Below are 17,091 nucleotides of genomic sequence, written 5' to 3' on the forward strand. Positions count from 1 at the left end.
GCCTTAAATGAATAACTTTTTTAAATTATAATGGAAGAAAAAAAATTTGATCTTAATTCAATCATTGGTTTTGTATTGATATTTGGAATTTTGATTTGGATAATGTACCAAAATCAACCTTCTGATAAAGAAATTGCTGCTGAAAAAGCCAAGAAAGAATTAGTTGCCACACAAGAAGCTCAGGCTAAAGCTGACAAAACTAAAACCGCTGTTTTGCCGGTTGCTGCTGCAACTCCTGGTGATACAGTTCAATTGGCACAATTGCAAAAAACTTTAGGTGGTTTCGCTTATTCTGCTACGCTTCCTTCTGCAAAAGAGTCTTTTACAACCATCGAAAACGAAAAGATGATACTAAAAATCGCCAATAAAGGTGGTTATATAGTTGAAGCAACTCTTAAAGAATTTGAAAGATTTGAAAAAGGTTCAAAGCAATTAGTTGAATTGATTAAAGACAATAATGCTAATTTAAATATACAATTACAAACAACTGATAACAGAACTTTAAATTCTAAAGATTTATTTTTTGAGCCAACACTAACTAAAATTGGTGCTGATCAGGTTTTGACAATGCGTTTGAAAGCAGGAGCTAACGAATTTTTAGAATATAAATATATTTTAAAACCAAACGATTATTTAGTTGGTTTTGATATTCGTTCTCAGGGATTGAATAAAGTTTTAAATGCTGCCAAACCATTAGATTTACAATGGGATTTAAAAACTTACAGAAATGAAAAAAGTGTTTCTATCGAAAAACGTTTTGCTGAAATCCAATACGAATACGATGATGAAAAGTACAATTATGTAAGTCCTAATGGAGTAGGTAAAGAAGAAACACCTGAAAAAGTAAGTTATGTAGCTTTTAAACAACATTTTTTTACGACTATTTTATCTACTGATAAACCATTTGAAAAATCTAAATTACAATCAGATGATTTAGTTAAAGACGAAAAAATAGATACTGCCTTTATCAAACAATTTAGAGCGACTCTTCCTCTGGCTTTTTCAAATGGAGAGATTGACTACAAAATGAGTTGGTATTTTGGACCAGCTGATTATAAAACTTTAAAATCTTACGATAAAAATTTCGAAAAAATTATTCCATTAGGTTGGGGAATTTTCGGATGGATTAATAGATGGGTATTTATTCCGTTATTCGGATTCCTAAGTTCTTATATTGCTTACGGAATTGCGATTATCATATTTACAATTATTATTAAATTGGCCATGTCGCCAATTACATATAAATCATTCCTGTCTCAGGCTAAAATGAAAGTTTTACGTCCGGAGATTACAGAATTGGGGGAAAAATTCAAAAAAGACCCAATGAAAAAACAACAGGAAACAATGAAGTTGTACAACAAAGCAGGAGTAAACCCAATGGCAGGATGTATTCCGGCCTTGATTCAGCTTCCGTTTATGTATGCATCATTCCAGTTCTTCCCGTCAGCTTTTGAGTTAAGACAAAAAAGTTTCCTTTGGGCAAATGATTTATCTTCATTTGATGCTATTGTAAAATTACCTTTCCACATTCCTTTATATGGAGATCATATCAGTTTGTTCCCAATTTTGGCAGCAATTGCAATTTTCTTCTATATGAAAATGACGTCTGGAGATCAGCAAATGGCAGCGCCTCAGCAAGAAGGTATGCCGGATATGGCAAAAATGATGAAAATAATGATTTATGTTTCGCCATTAATGATGTTAATTTTCTTCAATAGTTACGGTGCAGGTTTGAGTTTGTATAACTTTATCTCCAACTTAATTACAATCGGAATCATGTTTGTAATTAAAAACTATATTGTTGATACAGATAAAATTCACGCTCAAATTCAGGAGAACAAATTGAAAGAGCCTAAAAAGCCAAGTAAATTTCAACAGCGTCTTCAGGATGTGATGGAGCAGCAAGAAGCTGCAAAAGCGCAGAATAAAAAGAAATAACAAATAAAAAAATCTCGATTTATCGGGATTTTTTTATACCCAATATAATTTATACAAGACAATTTCGTTTAAGTTTAAAATTGAAAATATATGATTTTAAAAAGACTATTATTTGGATTAGCATTACTAAATGTACTTTTTATAAACGCTCAGGCTGACATTAATAAACTCGATGCCAACGGTAAAAAAGATGGTTTGTGGAAAGGAACTTACGAAGTTTCAAAACGTCCTCGCTACGAAGGAACTTTTAGTCACGGAAAAGAAACCGGAATATTTAAATTTTTTGATGATACTAAAAAAGGCGATGTGATTGCAACTCGTGATTTTAGTGCCAATGACGGAAGTGCTTATAATATTTTTTATGATCAGAATAAAAATAAGGTAAGTGAAGGTAAAGTGATAGGCAAAAATTACGAGGGAGAATGGAAATATTACCATAAAGCCTCTAAAATTGTAATGGCAATCGAAAATTACAAAAACGGAAAGCTGGAAGGTGCAAGAACGGTTTTTTATCCAAATGAAAAAGTTGCCGAAGAAATGACGTATGTAAACGGAAAGAAAGAAGGCATTTATAAAAAATGGGGACAAAACGGAATCATTTTAGAGCAGACAACCTATAAAAATAACGAATATAATGGAGATGCTGTTTTTTATGATTCTGATGGGGTTGTAGCATCTAAAGGAAAATTTTTGAACGGAAAGAAGGTCGGAATGTGGCAATTTTACTTTAAAGGAAAATTAACCAAAGAGGTAAATATGAGTGATCCGAAAAGCAGTTATAAAGCTGATTCAAAACCTAAAATGGAATAGATATTTGTCCGCTTTGAGCGGACTTTTTTTTGCCACGAATTTGCTTCGCCTGTTCGCTTCGCTTGAGTCACGAATTTTCGCTAATTTTTTTCTCAAACTTGAACCAAGTAGAATAATTCGGGAAATTCGTGAAATTCATGGCAACTTTTTATCTAAATTTGATTAGCTAAATAATTTAATTAAATGGATTTAAACGAGCTTTCAGGAAGATTTTTATTGCTGTTTTTTTCAATTCTGATTTTGTATTTTTTCTCAAACAGAAAAGATAATGAAACCATAAATCCGTTGATGGTTATTGTTGGGCTTTGTACTTTTTCACTTTGTTATGTATTTACAAAAATTGAGATTGGAGTAGGCATTGGGTTTGGTCTATTTGCCATTTTTTCAATTCTGAGATTCCGTACACAATCTTTTACGGTCAATGCAATTATCTTTCTTTTTGCCACAATTACGCTTTCAATTTTAGATATTTTATATCCTTATGAAAAAATAGAAGTTTTGCTCTTTTTTCAAATTATGATAATCGGATTTTATGTAATTGCTTCTATCATTGTCAACAAAAAAGCCTCTAAATATTTGAATACAATTAATGTCAAAATTGCATTAGACGCTAATTTTTCTTTAGATAACAGCAGCATTAGAAAGTCTATTCAGGAAAAAATCGACATTGAAAATTTCGACTTTAAAATTATTACTGTTAACACTATTTCAAACGAAATTGATCTTTTGGTTTTATATTAATTATCCCGTCGGATGTGTAATACAATAAAATTTAATTAAACACATAGAAACATAGATTAATGATTTTGTAAAAAGAAGTCAAAAAGAAACTCGTTTCTCACACATAGCTATGTTTGTTAATGCTAGTGAAACGCCTTTTTTGAGTTCAATAATTCTATGTTTCTATGTGTTAAAAATAATTACACTCAACGAGTAAATTATTCATTAAAAGGTCTCACTTGTTTGATGTACAAATCTCTGTTTTTACCAACAATTTTAAATTCAATATCGATGGGATGAAATTGGTTTTTTCTCCAGTAAAGGTACATTTTAGTTTCGATTTTTTTACTAACCAGGAACAAATTACTTATTTCTTTCCTATTCAATAAAGGCTCGTTGTTGTTGAGATTGGAGTTTGAAGTATAATCTACATCAAAGTCGCTTTCTGTTTTGCCTTCATTAAAATGATAAACTATAAACTGTTCGCAAACTTCGCCTTTTTCTGGTTTTACAACTGAGTTTTCTCCTTTCTGAACATTTACTGTAATTCCCGAAAAATTCTCCCTGAATATGTTCTTTGTTATTACGACTCCATTTGCCAATTCATCCGGAAAAGAACGATGTACTAAAACCCCCATAGCAACATTTTGCTGATCAATACCAAAAAGTTCTCTTTCTGTAAATGAACTTTCATTCCAGGCGCTTGCCCAAACTTGTTTAATGGCTTTTTCAAAAGTTTTGATACTGTCACCTAATATTCCGGTTTTAGAATCGTAAAGTCCGGCGCCATTAAAATCATCCATATCTTCGGCATTGGTTGAAGATCTGAATCGGAAGTTTTTGAAGGCTGCATTTTTAAAAGTCTGATTTAGTTTTGTTATTAATTGAGGATCAATTGGTTCTTTCTTAATAGCATCACGTATTTTCTTTAAGTGCTTGTTAATCCAAACAGTTGAATCTTTGTGGGGATAATTTAAAAGCTCCGTGATTAAAGGAGAAATTGATTTCTTTTGAATGTGTTTGGTGTAAAAATAAAACGGAATCGCGTGAGCATCTTCAGGCGTTTTAAAAGATGTCTCTTTTGCAATGGCAATTAAATACGCCATATTTTGCGCTTTAGAACCAATATAATTTACTCCTTTTTTAGGAATTGTTGCTAAGTTGACTAATTCAGTAACACTATTATCGATAATTAATTTTTTCTTTTTCTTAATAACTTTTTGTATTATTTTTTTATCGGTTTCTTTGATGTAAAAGGTGTCAACAGCAATTTTTAATTCTACTTTTTTAGAAAGTAATCTTTTGATATTCGAATCTTTAAAGACATTCGTATAGGCCATAATCGGAATTTTTCTGTTTTTTCCCAACAACACCAAATGGCTTAACGGAGTTTGTAACTCATTTACAATAATACCGCGAACATTTGGCAGAATATCCGGTGTTCCATCCAGAATAATAATTTCATCAGGATTGGGTTTTGTGCTTTCTAATTCCTTGATTTTATATTGTTTTAGAATACCAATATTTTTCCCCGGAACTACTTCCTGATAACTCAATTCATTAAAAATATAGTCTGATTTTACACAGGGGATTTTAAATTTATTTTGTTGAAACCATTCAATTTGTTCCGGATTGTTGAGATAAAACTTTAAATCTTTGCCAATGAAAGTTGAGCTTACAATTAAATGATAGAAACGTTCCAGCAATGTAATTGGCATATGATCTGAAGCTGCCAATTCAAAAATCCATTTATCAGAACCTTTAATGTGATTCAGATTTCCCAATAAAAACTCCCGGCTTTTTTCGGTATCACTATAATTATTGTTATTAAAAACATCAAGGTCTTTACTGTAACCCAAATAGTTGGTTACAAAATCAAAATGCAGACGAATGAGAGTACTGTTGAAATAATACATCTTTTGTCTTTTCAAATCGTAAATTACTTTTACCGATTCAATATTCGAAAATTTATCTGATAGCGGTTTGCCTTTAAATGCTTTGTACTCTGCATAATTTTGCAAGGAAGCACGATAACTTTGCGCATTTAAAGTGGTTAAAATGATAAAGAAAATAAAGGTGTAAAACTGTTTTGGCATGACATTTTAGTTGATGATTAAAAGTAATTAAAAAAAGCAATAAGTTTTATCTACCTCTGCATTATATAAACTAATTAAAACCAATATAATTTTCTAAAATATGACTTACCTTTGCACCCTTATAAAATTATAAAGGAGTTAAAATGAAACGTGTAGTTGTTGGTCTTTCTGGTGGAGTAGATTCTAGTGTTGCGGCTTATTTATTGCAGCAGCAAGGTTACGAAGTTATCGGTCTTTTTATGAAAAACTGGCACGATGATTCGGTTACTATTTCAAACGAATGTCCTTGGTTAGAAGACAGTAATGATGCTTTATTAGTTGCTGAAAAACTAGGAATACCGTTTCAAACTGTAGATTTGAGCGAAGAATACAAAGAAAAAATCGTTGATTATATGTTCAACGAATATGAAAAAGGAAGAACTCCAAATCCTGACGTGCTTTGTAATCGTGAGATCAAATTTGATGTTTTCATGAAAATTGCCTTAAGTCTTGGTGCCGATTATGTAGCAACGGGACATTATTGTCAAAAAAATGAAATTGAAGTTGATGGAAAACCGGTTTACCAATTAATTGCCGGAGCAGACAATAACAAAGATCAATCGTATTTTTTATGCCAGTTATCGCAAGATCAATTAGCAAAATCGTTGTTTCCAATTGGCGCTTTAACAAAACCGGAAGTACGTGAAATTGCTGCTGAAATGGAATTGGTAACTGCCGAAAAAAAGGATTCTCAAGGTTTATGTTTTATTGGAAAAGTACGTCTACCGGAATTTTTGCAGCAAAAATTGCAGCCAAAAGAAGGAAAGATTGTTCAAATTGATAAAAATGATCCGATTTACAATCTGGAAATACCGGCTGGATTATCTTTAGAAGAAGAATTAAAATTAGAAGCTCAAAAAAGAGCATACCTTCCTACAATGGGAAAAGTGATGGGAAAACATCAGGGAGCCCATTATTTTACAAATGGACAAAGAAAGGGGCTTAATGTTGGCGGAACAACAGATCCATTATTTGTTATTGCGACAGATGTTGATACCAATACGATTTATACAGGTTTAACAAGCAATCATCCGGGCTTGTTTAAAAAAGCTTTATTTGTTGGAGATTCTGAAGTACACTGGGTTCGTGAAGATTTAAAATTGGAAAAAGGGGAAACGATGGAAGTGATGGCGAGAATTCGCTATCGTCAGCCTTTGCAAAAAGCTGTTTTGCACCAATTTGAAGATGGAATGTACGTTCAATTTGAAGAACCTCAGTCTGCCATTACAGAAGGTCAGTTTGTAGCCTGGTATTTAGAAAATGAATTAGTTGGTTCGGGAGTAATTTCTTAGCTTTATACTTTTTTACAAAGGTTTAGCCTTTAAAAAAGTAAACTATGAGATACAACTTTACATTTCTTTTATTACTTCTTTCGATCACGGTATTTTCACAACAGGAAGCTTGGGTGTATTTCAATGCAAAACCCAATGCTCAATTGTTCTTTAATAATCCGTTGACAGAACTTTCTCAAAAAGCTTTAGATCGAAGAACAAATCAAAACATAGCGTTGGATTTTACAGACGCACCTGTAGAAACTTCCTTTATCGACCAAATTAAGGTAAGTACAGGAATAACTGTAATGGCGCAGTCGAAATGGTTGAATGCGCTTCATATTCGTGGTACACAGACAGATATTAATGCTTTAAAATCATTTTCTTTTGTTCAAAAAGTAGATTTTGCAGATAAAACTTTAAATACAACATCAAAAAAAGTATCAGAAACCAATACAAGTCAAACGCTGAATAAGCTCGAAACTGCTATTGATTATGCTTACGGTAATTCTGCCAGTCAGATTCAGATGCTCAACGGACAAATTTTGCATCAGCAGAATTTTACAGGAGAAGGAAAAATTATAGCCGTTTTAGATGCAGGATTTCCGGGCGTTAATACAGCCCAGCCATTTGAAAATCTTAGAAATAATAATCGCATTTTGGGCGGTTACGATTTTACCACCAGAAATGCTAATTTCTACACAGGGGGCAGTCATGGAACTTTGGTTCTTTCTACTATGGGCGGTTACAAAGAAAATGCTTTGATAGGAACTGCTCCAAATGCTTCATATTATCTTTTTATTACAGAAATTGATGCTCTGGAAAATCCTCTGGAAGAATCACTTTGGGTAGAAGCCGCTGAAAGAGCAGACGCTTTAGGGGTTGATATTATTACTTCGTCATTAGGTTATTTTGGTGAGCGTGACGAAGCAAGGTACAATCATACTTATAGTGATATGAACGGAATAACCAATTTTATTTCGCGTGGTGCAGAAATAGCGTTTAGTAAAGGGATAGTAGTTTTGGCTTCTGCCGGAAATGAGGGAGCCAAGGCTGAGCCACATATTGGTTCTCCGGCTGATGCAGTTTCGGTATTAGCAATCGGATCGGTTATGGCTTCTAAAGTAAGATCGAGTTTTAGTTCTATCGGGCCAAGTTACGATGGTAGAATAAAACCGGATATTATGGCGCAAGGAACTGCTTCGGTAGTTGCTAACGTAAATGGAACTATAGGAACATCAAACGGAACTTCGTTTTCATGCCCGATTATGGCGGGAATGGTAGCTTGTTTATGGCAGGCTTTTCCAGCTAAAACCAATAAGGAAATCAGACAAATGATTCTGGAATCATCAAGCCAATATACGACTCCGGATAATAATTACGGATATGGAATCCCTAATTTTGGATCGACTTTAGGAGTAGAAAAGTTTCAAACAGCTACTTCTTTTTCAGTGTTTCCCAATCCGGCAAAAACGGATATTTCTTTTTCTTTTTCAGAACAAAATAGTAAAGCTTCGATTGTAATTTATTCTGTTTTAGGACAAAAACTTATTGAAACAGAAATAACAAACGAAAATCCAACTGTTTCTGTTCAGCCTTTAAAAAGCGGACTTTATTTTTATACTTTTGATGCCGAAGGTTTACATAAAACCGGAAAGATTATCAAGCAATAATAATTTTTGAATGAATAAAATTACGCAACTTTTCAATATAAAATATCCAATAATTCAGGGAGGAATGATTTGGGCAAGCGGTTATAAATTAGCCTCTGCCGTGAGTAATTCTGGCGGTTTAGGACTAATTGGTGCCGGATCCATGTATCCTGAAGTTTTAAGGGAACATATTCAGAAATGCAAAAAAGCTACGAATAAACCTTTTGGAGTTAATATTCCGATGTTGTACCCAAACATCGAAGAAATCATGAATATTATTGTAGAAGAAGACGTAAAAATCGTTTTTAATTCTGCGGGAAATCCTAAAACGTGGACTTCTTTTTTGAAAGAAAAAGGAATTACAGTTGTTCATGTTGTAAGCAGCAGTATTTTTGCTCTTAAAGCACAAGATGCAGGAGTAGATGCTATTGTAGCAGAAGGTTTTGAAGCAGGCGGTCATAATGGTCGTGACGAAACTACAACTTTGACGCTGATTCCAATGGTAAAAGAAAAAATCCAGATTCCGATTATCGCGGCGGGTGGAATTGCAACAGGACGCGGAATGCTGGCAGCGATGATTTTAGGGGCAGACGGAGTTCAGGTTGGAAGTCGTTTTGCCGCATCATTAGAATCATCCTCACACAATAATTTCAAACAAAAGATAGTTGATATAAAAGAAGGCGATACTCAATTGACATTGAAAGAATTAGCTCCTGTACGATTGATTAAAAATAAATTTTATCAGGATGTTCAGGATTTATATGAAAAGTGTCCTTCTAAAGAAGATTTAGTTCAGTTATTAGGAAGAGCCAGGGCAAAAAAAGGAATGTTTGAAGGAGATCTTGATGAAGGCGAACTTGAAATTGGACAAGTAGCCGGATTGATTCATGAGATTTTGCCTGTTGAACAAATTATTAAAGAAATGATAGCAGATTTTGAAATTGCCCTTCAGGAAAAGGTTAAATTTGAGTTTTAATTATCTGCAAGAATTATATTATGAAAATTATCCGCACTTATTATATTATATTGTTTTTCTTAGGATTGGGTTTGCAACAAGCTTACAGTCAGGCCTATCAATTTAAAACATCGGGGTTTAGTGTTTTGGAGAAAAATGAAAGAGGAAAATGGGGCGAGTGGTCCAATCTTGATTTGGTAAATCTTTCTGTAATACTCGATACTAATAAACACCGTATTGTAGTTTATTCGCAGGAAATTCAGCTTTTTAGTATTTTAGATTATATCGAAAGAGAAGAAAATGATACTGATATAGTATATTCATTCATGTGTAAAGATAATAACGGAATGGACTGTAAAGTATCTATCATTACCCGTAAAAAACAAGATTATCGCAAGCAATTATATATTAATTACGATGATCGTATTATTGTTTATAATATTTTTAGTGTGTAACTATTGCTGAGTAAATATAAACCCGACAGATGTTTTACATCTGTCGGGTTTATATTATTGAATAAACTTAGTATCTCAGTAACTTAGAACCTTCTCTCAAGAAATATCCTTAACAAACTCATCATACTCGAGATAAAACATTTCAAGAGCATGCATGTTTTCAAAAAAGAAATCGAAAATAGCATCCCAATTATTGCGATTGCTAAAACCAACGCTTTGTTTTTCTACCCAAATTCGGCTAATGGTTTTACCGCTTTCAAGCGTATAGTTTTTTTCGAAAACCAAATCTTTTATAAATTCTTCTTCGAGAATATTTTTTAAAGCTTCTATTTTTTCGAAATAAGCAATTCGCTTTTCGTCACTTCGATGTTCAATATCAATTAAAACCTGCGCTTTTTTATTATCCACATAAAATTTAAAAGAAAAGTCTTTGATTTTGGTGTCATAAAGTACCCATTTACGTGGATATTTTTCGGCGAAAGCCACCCAAAACTCTCTTTTTAACTTTTGTGATTCTTCTCTACTGTACATTTTTATGGCTTTGATTTGTGAAAACTTGTAGAACCGCGTTTTCTGAACTATATTTATATTTTATTTGAAAGTACAAAAATAAACTTTGAATATGGATTTTCAAGATTTTTTGCAATATGTTCCTAATTTAATTCCAGTTGAACTTCCGGCAGAAGCTGCGCATATAAAAATGGCCCCAAAAGAACGTGCCGACGCGTTAAAAAATCTTGATTTACGAGCTGTAAATCCCAGAATTGCTGCTGTAATGATGCTTTTGTATCCAAAGAACAAAGAAACACATTTGGTTTTGATAGTGAGAAATGCTTATGAAGGAGTTCATTCGTCACAAATCGCATTTCCCGGAGGAAAATATGAGACTTTTGATATTAGTTATGAAGCAACTGCATTGCGGGAAACGCAGGAGGAAGTTGGAATTCTATCTGAAAAGATAGAAATTATAAAGGAATTTTCTCCCATGTACATTCCGCCAAGTAATTTTTTGGTGCATCCTTTTTTAGGAATATCGCACGATGAACTTTCATTTTATCCGGATGTTCGTGAAGTAGCAGATATTATAGAGTTGCCGCTCTCCGTTTTTTTAGACGATGAAATAATTATGGAAGCCACATTGTCAACTTCTTACGGATCTAATATTTTAGTTCCCGCATTCAATATTCAAAATCATATTGTTTGGGGGGCAACAGCCATGATTTTAAGTGAACTTAGAGAGGTTTTGAAAACGAGTTTTGGAGAAAGTTTGTAAAAACACAAAATTAACAATTTGATATTCATAAGAATAACAAAATTTTCCCGAAATTGCTTATTGTTATTGCTAAACGAATAATTTTTGTATGTTTGCGACCTAACAAAAAATAAACACAATACACTGCTATGGGATTGTTTAAACGAAATCCTTTCGGACATATATTATTTATCAAAAAATGGTTAATCCGTATTTTGGGCGCTATGACGCACCGAAGATACAGGGGGTTTAATGATTTGCAGATTGAAGGATCTGAAATAATTAAAACATTGCCTGAGACAAATGTTTTGTTTATATCCAATCACCAAACTTACTTTGCTGATGTTGTAGCGATGTTCCATGTGTTTAATGCAAGTTTAAGCGGACGTCAGGATACAATTAAGAATATTGGTTATTTGTGGCAGCCTAAAATGAATTTGTATTATGTTGCAGCCAAAGAAACTATGCAGGCCGGATTGCTGCCAAGAATTTTAGCATATGTGGGTGCTATTACCGTAGAAAGAACTTGGCGGGCTAAAGGGGTCGATGTAACAGAAAAACGTGATGTAAACCCAAATGATACCGAAAATATTAGAATTGCGCTAGAAGATGGCTGGGTAATTACGTTTCCGCAAGGAACTACAAAATCATTTAAACCTGTTAGAAAAGGTACTGCACATATCATTAAACAACATAAACCAATTGTAATTCCTATAGTAATTGATGGTTTCCGTCGTTCATTTGATAAAAAAGGTTTACGAATGAAAAAGAAAGGAATTTTGCAGTCTTTCATCATCAAAGAACCTCTTGATATTGATTATGAAAATGATACAATCGACGAAATAGTTGAAAAAGTAGAATACGCCATCGAACAGCATCCATCATTTTTAAAAGTTATTCCTGCTGAAGAATTAAAAGTACAGGAAGAATTGAACCAACTGAGAAGATGGGAATACTAATGATTTATTTCAGAGTTTAGATTTTAGATTGAAAAACTTTCGTTTCAGGTTGGAAAACTAGGACTTAGTAGCTAAGTCCCGAGGCTTCGGGATAGCGACTTTAAAAAAAACTTTGAACCTTTGTCACTCTGTACCTTTGGACCTTTTTAAAAATCTATCTTCTTCAACTCTTTATAATTAGCATATAATCTTCGTAATAAAGTTCCGTACAATAATCTGTAGAAACACCAAAATATCCCTAAAAACGCAAGCGTTACAAGAAATAAAATACCAACTGTCATCATCATTGCTTTTCCGTTTGAAGATAATTTATCTCTTAAAAATTCCATTTCGGGATTATATACAAATGCAATAAAAAAGCTGATAATTGAGCTTAAAACAGCCATTCCTAAATTGTACCAAACGTAGTATTGAACCGTTTTTCTGGTTTTTAAAATACTGCTCATCAATAATTTGGTAGAACCTGTTGTTGATATTGTTTTGTAATTTTTGTAAAAAAAGTACACAAATATCAGTACTACTACATAATTGAAATAAGTTAAAAGTTCAAGATAAAATATCATTTCTGCGTGTTTTATCTTAATCAGCATTTCATCTGTACTAAAAAAGAAGTTTGAAACCGTCCAGAATAATATCTCTAAAATACTGATTATCAAAATCCACTTCACGATCGAAGAAGACTTTTTATGAATCATTTTGTAGATTTCATTTTCCGAAATTTGTTCAAAAGAATCCGAGTTCTTTTTCCAGTCTTTTTTTAATAAATCCAGTTCTTTCATAAATAATTTTTAAGGATTTAGTATTTTTTTGAGTTTCCCTTTAATTCTGTTCATTTTCACACGTGCATTCACTTCGCTGATTCCGAGAGTTTCGGCTATTTCTTGATAATCTTTGTCTTCTAAATACATAAAAACTAATGCTTTTTCGATGTCATTAAGTTGATAAACGGCTTTGTACATCAATTTAATTTGTTCTTCCTCTTCATAATTGTAATCAACATCTTTTACAAAATGCTGATGGCTTTCATATTCTACTGTCGATACGGTTCGTTTGGTTTTGCGGTATAAAGTAATGGCGGTATTTAAGGCCACGCGGTACGTCCAGGTCGAAAATTTACTGTCGCCCCTAAATTTTGGATACGCTTTCCAGAGCTGAATTGTTATTTCCTGAAACAAATCTTTATGTGCATCTTCGCCGGCAGTATATAATCTACAAATCTTGTGGATTATATTCTGATTTGCCTGCAATTGCGCAACAAATGATTGTTCTAGGTTTTCGGTCATAAATGTATTAGTAGTTCTGAAATCATTTTTGTTACAACTCGTTTCTTTTTTTTTGCCACAGATTAAAAGATTTTAATGATTTTTTTATCTGTTTTGAACTTTTTTACCAGAGTTTAAAGGCTTCGATGTTAAATCTTTTTTAATCATTTAATCTGTGGCAAAAAACTATAATTTTCGGGTTTTATAATAATTCACCATCAAATCTAAAAATTTACTGTAACTCTCCATACCGTCTTTTTGATTGTTTGATTTCAGGAAATTATCATAAAGAAAATAAAAACCTTCATCGAGAAAAGTATTATACTTTTTGTGAAAATCCTCGCTTTCCTTATAGTTTTTTAAAATTCCGATATGCACAGATTTTTTTAATTGATTAAAAACTTTTTCATTTTTAAATTTCCAAATTCCCAGACAATAATTCAATGTAAAACTATATCCTGCGTATTGGTAGTAAAGATTATCATTTTTAAGAGAAGCCAAAACACCAATAAAATTACATTCATTTTCACTGGCAAACCCAATTTGATGTGCCATTTCGTGAGCTGTAGTTTGAGGAAAATTGTACATTGGTAATAAATCATTAATCTGCGCCTCGTTAGTAAACGGATTTAAATATCCGCCAAATCCCATATATGTCAAAGGTGTACTGAATAATGATTTTTTAACGCTTAAGATTCTATATTTAAAATAAGGATGCTCTTTGGCTAAATTATCATAACCATTTAAAATCATTTGAAATGATTCTTTTTGTGAGTAAGGAAAAACAATTTTTGCAGTGTCATTTTTTGTAATGGTAAACTGAACTTCATTCGTCTTAACTATTAATCTTTTTGTAAAAGCTAAAAATTCAGCATCGCTATATTCTCTTTTGATTTCCATTTTTTCAAAAAGAGGTTCGCGATAATAGTTAAAAGCCCATAATAGATGAAAGAAAAAGTAAAAAACTGAAATTTTACCTAAAATTTTTAAAAGATGGTCTTTCCAATCTGTTTTCCATGTTTTTCGTATTTTCCAAAACCAGCTTATTATAGACAAGAGCAAAATAGCATAGATACAATCGCCGACTGAAAATGGAATTTTACCTAAAAGAGATCTTGAAAAGTGTGAAATTCTAACAAAAAAATTGTTACTGTAAAAGCCTTCAACAAAATCCGGAAAATAGGGAAGGATTTTTAAAAAGATAATTTGAATTAATAGAAATAAAGGAAGGATATATTTTCTTCTCACGATTTTGCTTTTGGTATAAAAATAATAATTAATATAGTTGTTCGCTTTCTTTTTTTGTAAATTTGTTATTTAATAAAAGGGAAAAAAATGACACAAATTACTTTAAATATTCCAGATAACGAATTGTCATTCTTTATGCAATTAATAGAAAAATTTAATTACGAAACCGTAATTAACGAATTTTCTGTAACTGAAGAAATGAAAAATTTATTAGATGAAAGAAGATCGACATCCAAAGTTGAGGATTTTCTTCCGTGGAATGAAGCAAAAAAACAATTGCGTTTTAAATCCGGAAAATGATTTTTGAAGTTGTAATCGAGCCAAGAGCAATTCTTGATATACAAGATGCAATTGATTATTATGAGGCTAAACAGTCCGGATTAGGTGAGTATTTTCACAAGATAATTGATGATCATATAAAAACATTGACAAAAAATCCTTTCTTTCAAATTAGATATAAAGATTATCACGGTTTACCCACTAAAAAATTCCCCTTTATTATCTTTTACTTTATTGATGAAAATTTAAAAACAATTTACGTTATATCTGTTTTTAATACATCATTAAATCCATCCAAATATCCTAAATAATTCTTGTGACGCAGTTTGAGTATTGATTATAATTTGCGTTCATTAGCGTAATTCGTGGCAAAAAAACGAATACAATCCTGCTAAACTTTGTAACTTTGGAACTCTTAATTGTTAAACTTCAAACAAAATATAATGAGTCAGGAAATAAGAAATCTGGAACCGAAAGCACTTTGGAATAAATTTGCAGATTTAAACGCAGTTCCACGTCCGTCTAAGAAAGAAGAGCGTGTGATCGAGTTTATGAAAAACTTTGGAAACAGCTTAGGTTTAGAAACTTTTGAAGACGAAATTCGAAATGTAATCATTAGAAAACCTGCCACGCCGGGAATGGAAAATCGCAAAGCGATTGTAATGCAGGGACATCTTGATATGGTACATCAAAAAAATGCAGATACCGTTTTTGATTTCGATACACAAGGAATTGATATGTATGTTGACGGTGACTGGGTTCGTGCCAGAGGAACAACCCTTGGTGCTGACAATGGGTTAGGAGTAGCGACAATTATGGCAATTTTAGAAAGCAAGGATATTCCGCATCCTGCAATCGAAGCGTTGTTTACAATTGATGAAGAAACAGGAATGACGGGCGCTTTAAATTTAAAAGGCGGAATTCTTCAAGGTCAGATTTTATTGAATTTAGATACCGAAGAAGACGATGAAATTGATATAGGATGTGCGGGTGGAATTGATGTAACGGCTACAAGAACGTATCATGAAGAGGAAGTTCCTGAAGGTTCAGTTGGTCATATTATTACCGTAAAAGGTTTAAATGGAGGACATTCCGGAATGGATATCCATAAAGGTCTTGGTAATGCCAATAAAATTATGAATCGCTTGTTATTTGATGGTTTTGAGAATTTCGGACTGCAGGTTGTTGAGATCAATGGTGGAAGTTTACGAAATGCTATTCCGAGAGAAAGTGTTGCTAAAGTAATTATTTCTGAAATGTTTGATGAAGCCTACATTTTTGATATGCAGGAAATTATAAATGATATTAAAGCTGAATATAAAACGACGGAACCAAACCTTACAATTGAAATCGTAAAATGCGATTTACCAGAGAAAGTAATGGATTTGGGTGTTCAGGAAGGAATCATAAGAGCAATTTATGCCGCTCACAATGGTGTTTACAGAATGAGTCCGGATATGGCTGATTTAGTTGAAACTTCAAATAATATCGCGCGCGTTATTATAAAAGATGGTGAGATTTTAGTTGGATGCTTAACTCGTTCTTCTGTTGAAAGTTCAAAATTTGATTTAGCAAACTCATTGCGTTCTGCTTTTGAATTGGTAGGCTGCGAGGTAGAACTTTCTGGTTCTTATCCAGGCTGGACACCAAATGTAAACTCTGAAATTTTAGATACTTTGGTAGGAATTTATGAGAAACAAAACGGCGAAAAACCAAAAGTTGTAGCTTGTCACGCTGGTTTAGAATGTGGAATTTTAGGAACAAATTATCCTGATATGGATATGATTTCTTTCGGACCAACAATTCACGGTGCCCATTCTCCAGATGAAAGAGCAAGTATTTCATCTGCTCAAAAATATTGGAAATTTGTATTAGAAATTCTTTCGAATATACCGGTAAAATAAAGTTTACAGTCGCAGTTTACAGTATTCAGTTTGACTGAGAACTGTAAACTGTGACTGAATGTTTAAAAGTCTCAGTCTCAGTATTCAGTTTTAAAGAACTGCAAACTGAGACTGTAAACTAAGTTAATCTCTTTTAGGAGAATTTTTCTTTTCTCTTTTTTCTTCTTTCTTTTCTTTAGCCGTTTTCAACGGTTCTTTTTTTGCTGTTTTTTTAGCATCTTGACCTTTTGACATGATATTTTATTTTTGAT

General features: G+C 32.6%; 17 protein-coding genes. 12 read left to right on the forward strand and 5 right to left on the reverse strand.

Translation table 11 applies throughout. The annotated features are described in order from the left end of the window. Positions 1–30 precede the first annotated feature (30 nt). From yidC to SD960_RS13320, 3 genes are all read left to right on the forward strand, one after another. Entirely contained in the window at positions 31–1,938 is a 1,908-nt protein-coding gene (yidC, locus tag SD960_RS13310) for a membrane protein insertase YidC (RefSeq protein WP_318803828.1), read from the forward strand. 90 nt (positions 1,939–2,028) lie between these two features. Next, positions 2,029–2,748 carry a hypothetical protein gene (locus SD960_RS13315; protein WP_318803829.1) on the forward strand — a complete coding sequence of 240 codons (720 nt, stop codon included), beginning with the start codon at positions 2,029–2,031 and terminating at the stop codon, positions 2,746–2,748. A gap of 183 nt (positions 2,749–2,931) precedes the next feature. Next, positions 2,932–3,489, forward strand: coding sequence for a DUF4956 domain-containing protein (locus tag SD960_RS13320; protein WP_318803830.1), 558 nt, complete (start codon positions 2,932–2,934; stop codon positions 3,487–3,489). A 197-nt stretch (positions 3,490–3,686) separates the two neighbouring features. Here the strand turns inward: SD960_RS13320 and SD960_RS13325 are convergent, their stop codons facing one another. Continuing rightward, positions 3,687–5,564, reverse strand: coding sequence for a PEP/pyruvate-binding domain-containing protein (locus SD960_RS13325; protein WP_318803831.1), 1,878 nt, complete (start codon positions 5,562–5,564; stop codon positions 3,687–3,689). Between the two features lie 143 nt (positions 5,565–5,707). Between SD960_RS13325 and mnmA the strand changes: the two genes are divergently transcribed. The 4 genes from mnmA to SD960_RS13345 are packed head-to-tail and all read left to right on the forward strand — an operon-like array spanning position 5,708 to position 9,936. Beyond that, the gene (mnmA, locus tag SD960_RS13330) at positions 5,708–6,895 is read left to right on the forward strand and encodes a tRNA 2-thiouridine(34) synthase MnmA (protein WP_318803832.1); all 1,188 of its coding nucleotides are present in this window, start codon (positions 5,708–5,710) and stop codon (positions 6,893–6,895) included. 44 nt (positions 6,896–6,939) lie between these two features. Beyond that, the gene (locus SD960_RS13335; RefSeq protein ID WP_318803833.1) at positions 6,940–8,547 is read left to right on the forward strand and encodes a S8 family serine peptidase; all 1,608 of its coding nucleotides are present in this window, start codon (positions 6,940–6,942) and stop codon (positions 8,545–8,547) included. Positions 8,548–8,557: 10 nt separating this feature from the next. After that, positions 8,558–9,502: an NAD(P)H-dependent flavin oxidoreductase gene (locus tag SD960_RS13340; RefSeq protein ID WP_318803835.1), complete on the forward strand. Its 945-nt coding sequence runs from the start codon at positions 8,558–8,560 to the stop codon at positions 9,500–9,502. 20 nt (positions 9,503–9,522) lie between these two features. After that, positions 9,523–9,936 carry a hypothetical protein gene (locus tag SD960_RS13345; protein ID WP_318803836.1) on the forward strand — a complete coding sequence of 138 codons (414 nt, stop codon included), beginning with the start codon at positions 9,523–9,525 and terminating at the stop codon, positions 9,934–9,936. Between the two features lie 96 nt (positions 9,937–10,032). Here the strand turns inward: SD960_RS13345 and SD960_RS13350 are convergent, their stop codons facing one another. Further along, complete coding sequence (locus tag SD960_RS13350; RefSeq protein WP_318803837.1) at positions 10,033–10,467, reverse strand: DUF4268 domain-containing protein; 435 nt, start codon at positions 10,465–10,467, stop codon at positions 10,033–10,035. Positions 10,468–10,558: 91 nt separating this feature from the next. Between SD960_RS13350 and SD960_RS13355 the strand changes: the two genes are divergently transcribed. Together SD960_RS13355 and SD960_RS13360 are read left to right on the forward strand one after the other, a co-directional pair. Continuing rightward, on the forward strand, positions 10,559–11,209 hold the full coding sequence (locus tag SD960_RS13355) for a CoA pyrophosphatase (RefSeq protein ID WP_318803839.1): 651 nt from the start codon (positions 10,559–10,561) through the stop codon (positions 11,207–11,209). Positions 11,210–11,337: 128 nt separating this feature from the next. After that, a complete protein-coding gene (locus SD960_RS13360; protein WP_318803841.1) occupies positions 11,338–12,147 on the forward strand; it encodes a lysophospholipid acyltransferase family protein in 810 nt (269 codons plus the stop codon). 146 nt (positions 12,148–12,293) lie between these two features. Here the strand turns inward: SD960_RS13360 and SD960_RS13365 are convergent, their stop codons facing one another. From SD960_RS13365 to SD960_RS13375, 3 genes are all read right to left on the reverse strand, one after another. Continuing rightward, positions 12,294–12,926, reverse strand: a complete 633-nt coding sequence (locus SD960_RS13365; RefSeq protein ID WP_318803842.1) for a hypothetical protein — start codon at positions 12,924–12,926, stop codon at positions 12,294–12,296. Positions 12,927–12,935: 9 nt separating this feature from the next. Next, positions 12,936–13,430 (reverse strand): RNA polymerase sigma factor, encoded by a 495-nt coding sequence (locus SD960_RS13370; RefSeq protein WP_042563225.1) that lies wholly within the window; start codon positions 13,428–13,430, stop codon positions 12,936–12,938. Positions 13,431–13,595: 165 nt separating this feature from the next. Further along, positions 13,596–14,657: a DUF3810 domain-containing protein gene (locus SD960_RS13375; RefSeq protein ID WP_318803845.1), complete on the reverse strand. Its 1,062-nt coding sequence runs from the start codon at positions 14,655–14,657 to the stop codon at positions 13,596–13,598. A gap of 87 nt (positions 14,658–14,744) precedes the next feature. Here SD960_RS13375 and SD960_RS13380 point away from each other — a divergent pair, with 87 nt between their 5' ends. The 3 genes from SD960_RS13380 to SD960_RS13390 all read left to right on the forward strand — a co-directional run bounded on the left by SD960_RS13380 (position 14,745) and on the right by SD960_RS13390 (position 16,840). Next, positions 14,745–14,957: a hypothetical protein gene (locus SD960_RS13380; RefSeq protein ID WP_065447784.1), complete on the forward strand. Its 213-nt coding sequence runs from the start codon at positions 14,745–14,747 to the stop codon at positions 14,955–14,957. After that, positions 14,954–15,247 carry a type II toxin-antitoxin system RelE/ParE family toxin gene (locus SD960_RS13385; RefSeq protein ID WP_318803847.1) on the forward strand — a complete coding sequence of 98 codons (294 nt, stop codon included), beginning with the start codon at positions 14,954–14,956 and terminating at the stop codon, positions 15,245–15,247. Before SD960_RS13380 ends, SD960_RS13385 begins: the two co-directional genes overlap by 4 nt. Before the next feature lie 132 nt (positions 15,248–15,379). Further along, on the forward strand, positions 15,380–16,840 hold the full coding sequence (locus SD960_RS13390; protein ID WP_318803849.1) for an aminoacyl-histidine dipeptidase: 1,461 nt from the start codon (positions 15,380–15,382) through the stop codon (positions 16,838–16,840). Positions 16,841–17,091 lie beyond the last annotated feature (251 nt).

It is taken from the genome of Flavobacterium sp. MMLR14_040, from assembly GCF_033657265.1.
Classification (GTDB): domain Bacteria; phylum Bacteroidota; class Bacteroidia; order Flavobacteriales; family Flavobacteriaceae; genus Flavobacterium.

Bases quoted from the DNA above. Each gene is read 5' to 3' on its own strand.
- SD960_RS13340 (WP_318803835.1), top strand. From the start codon at position 8,558: ATGAATAAAATTACGCAACTTTTCAATATAAAATATCCAATAATTCAG.
- SD960_RS13360 (WP_318803841.1), top strand. From the start codon at position 11,338: ATGGGATTGTTTAAACGAAATCCTTTCGGACATATATTATTTATCAAA.
- SD960_RS13390 (WP_318803849.1), top strand. From the start codon at position 15,380: ATGAGTCAGGAAATAAGAAATCTGGAACCGAAAGCACTTTGGAATAAA.
- SD960_RS13320 (WP_318803830.1), top strand. From the start codon at position 2,932: ATGGATTTAAACGAGCTTTCAGGAAGATTTTTATTGCTGTTTTTTTCA.
- SD960_RS13350 (WP_318803837.1), bottom strand. From the start codon at position 10,467: ATGTACAGTAGAGAAGAATCACAAAAGTTAAAAAGAGAGTTTTGGGTG.
- SD960_RS13325 (WP_318803831.1), bottom strand. From the start codon at position 5,564: ATGCCAAAACAGTTTTACACCTTTATTTTCTTTATCATTTTAACCACT.
- SD960_RS13345 (WP_318803836.1), top strand. From the start codon at position 9,523: ATGAAAATTATCCGCACTTATTATATTATATTGTTTTTCTTAGGATTG.
- SD960_RS13315 (WP_318803829.1), top strand. From the start codon at position 2,029: ATGATTTTAAAAAGACTATTATTTGGATTAGCATTACTAAATGTACTT.
- SD960_RS13385 (WP_318803847.1), top strand. From the start codon at position 14,954: ATGATTTTTGAAGTTGTAATCGAGCCAAGAGCAATTCTTGATATACAA.
- SD960_RS13335 (WP_318803833.1), top strand. From the start codon at position 6,940: ATGAGATACAACTTTACATTTCTTTTATTACTTCTTTCGATCACGGTA.
- SD960_RS13370 (WP_042563225.1), bottom strand. From the start codon at position 13,430: ATGACCGAAAACCTAGAACAATCATTTGTTGCGCAATTGCAGGCAAAT.
- mnmA (WP_318803832.1), top strand. From the start codon at position 5,708: ATGAAACGTGTAGTTGTTGGTCTTTCTGGTGGAGTAGATTCTAGTGTT.
- SD960_RS13365 (WP_318803842.1), bottom strand. From the start codon at position 12,926: ATGAAAGAACTGGATTTATTAAAAAAAGACTGGAAAAAGAACTCGGAT.
- SD960_RS13380 (WP_065447784.1), top strand. From the start codon at position 14,745: ATGACACAAATTACTTTAAATATTCCAGATAACGAATTGTCATTCTTT.
- SD960_RS13355 (WP_318803839.1), top strand. From the start codon at position 10,559: ATGGATTTTCAAGATTTTTTGCAATATGTTCCTAATTTAATTCCAGTT.
- yidC (WP_318803828.1), top strand. From the start codon at position 31: ATGGAAGAAAAAAAATTTGATCTTAATTCAATCATTGGTTTTGTATTG.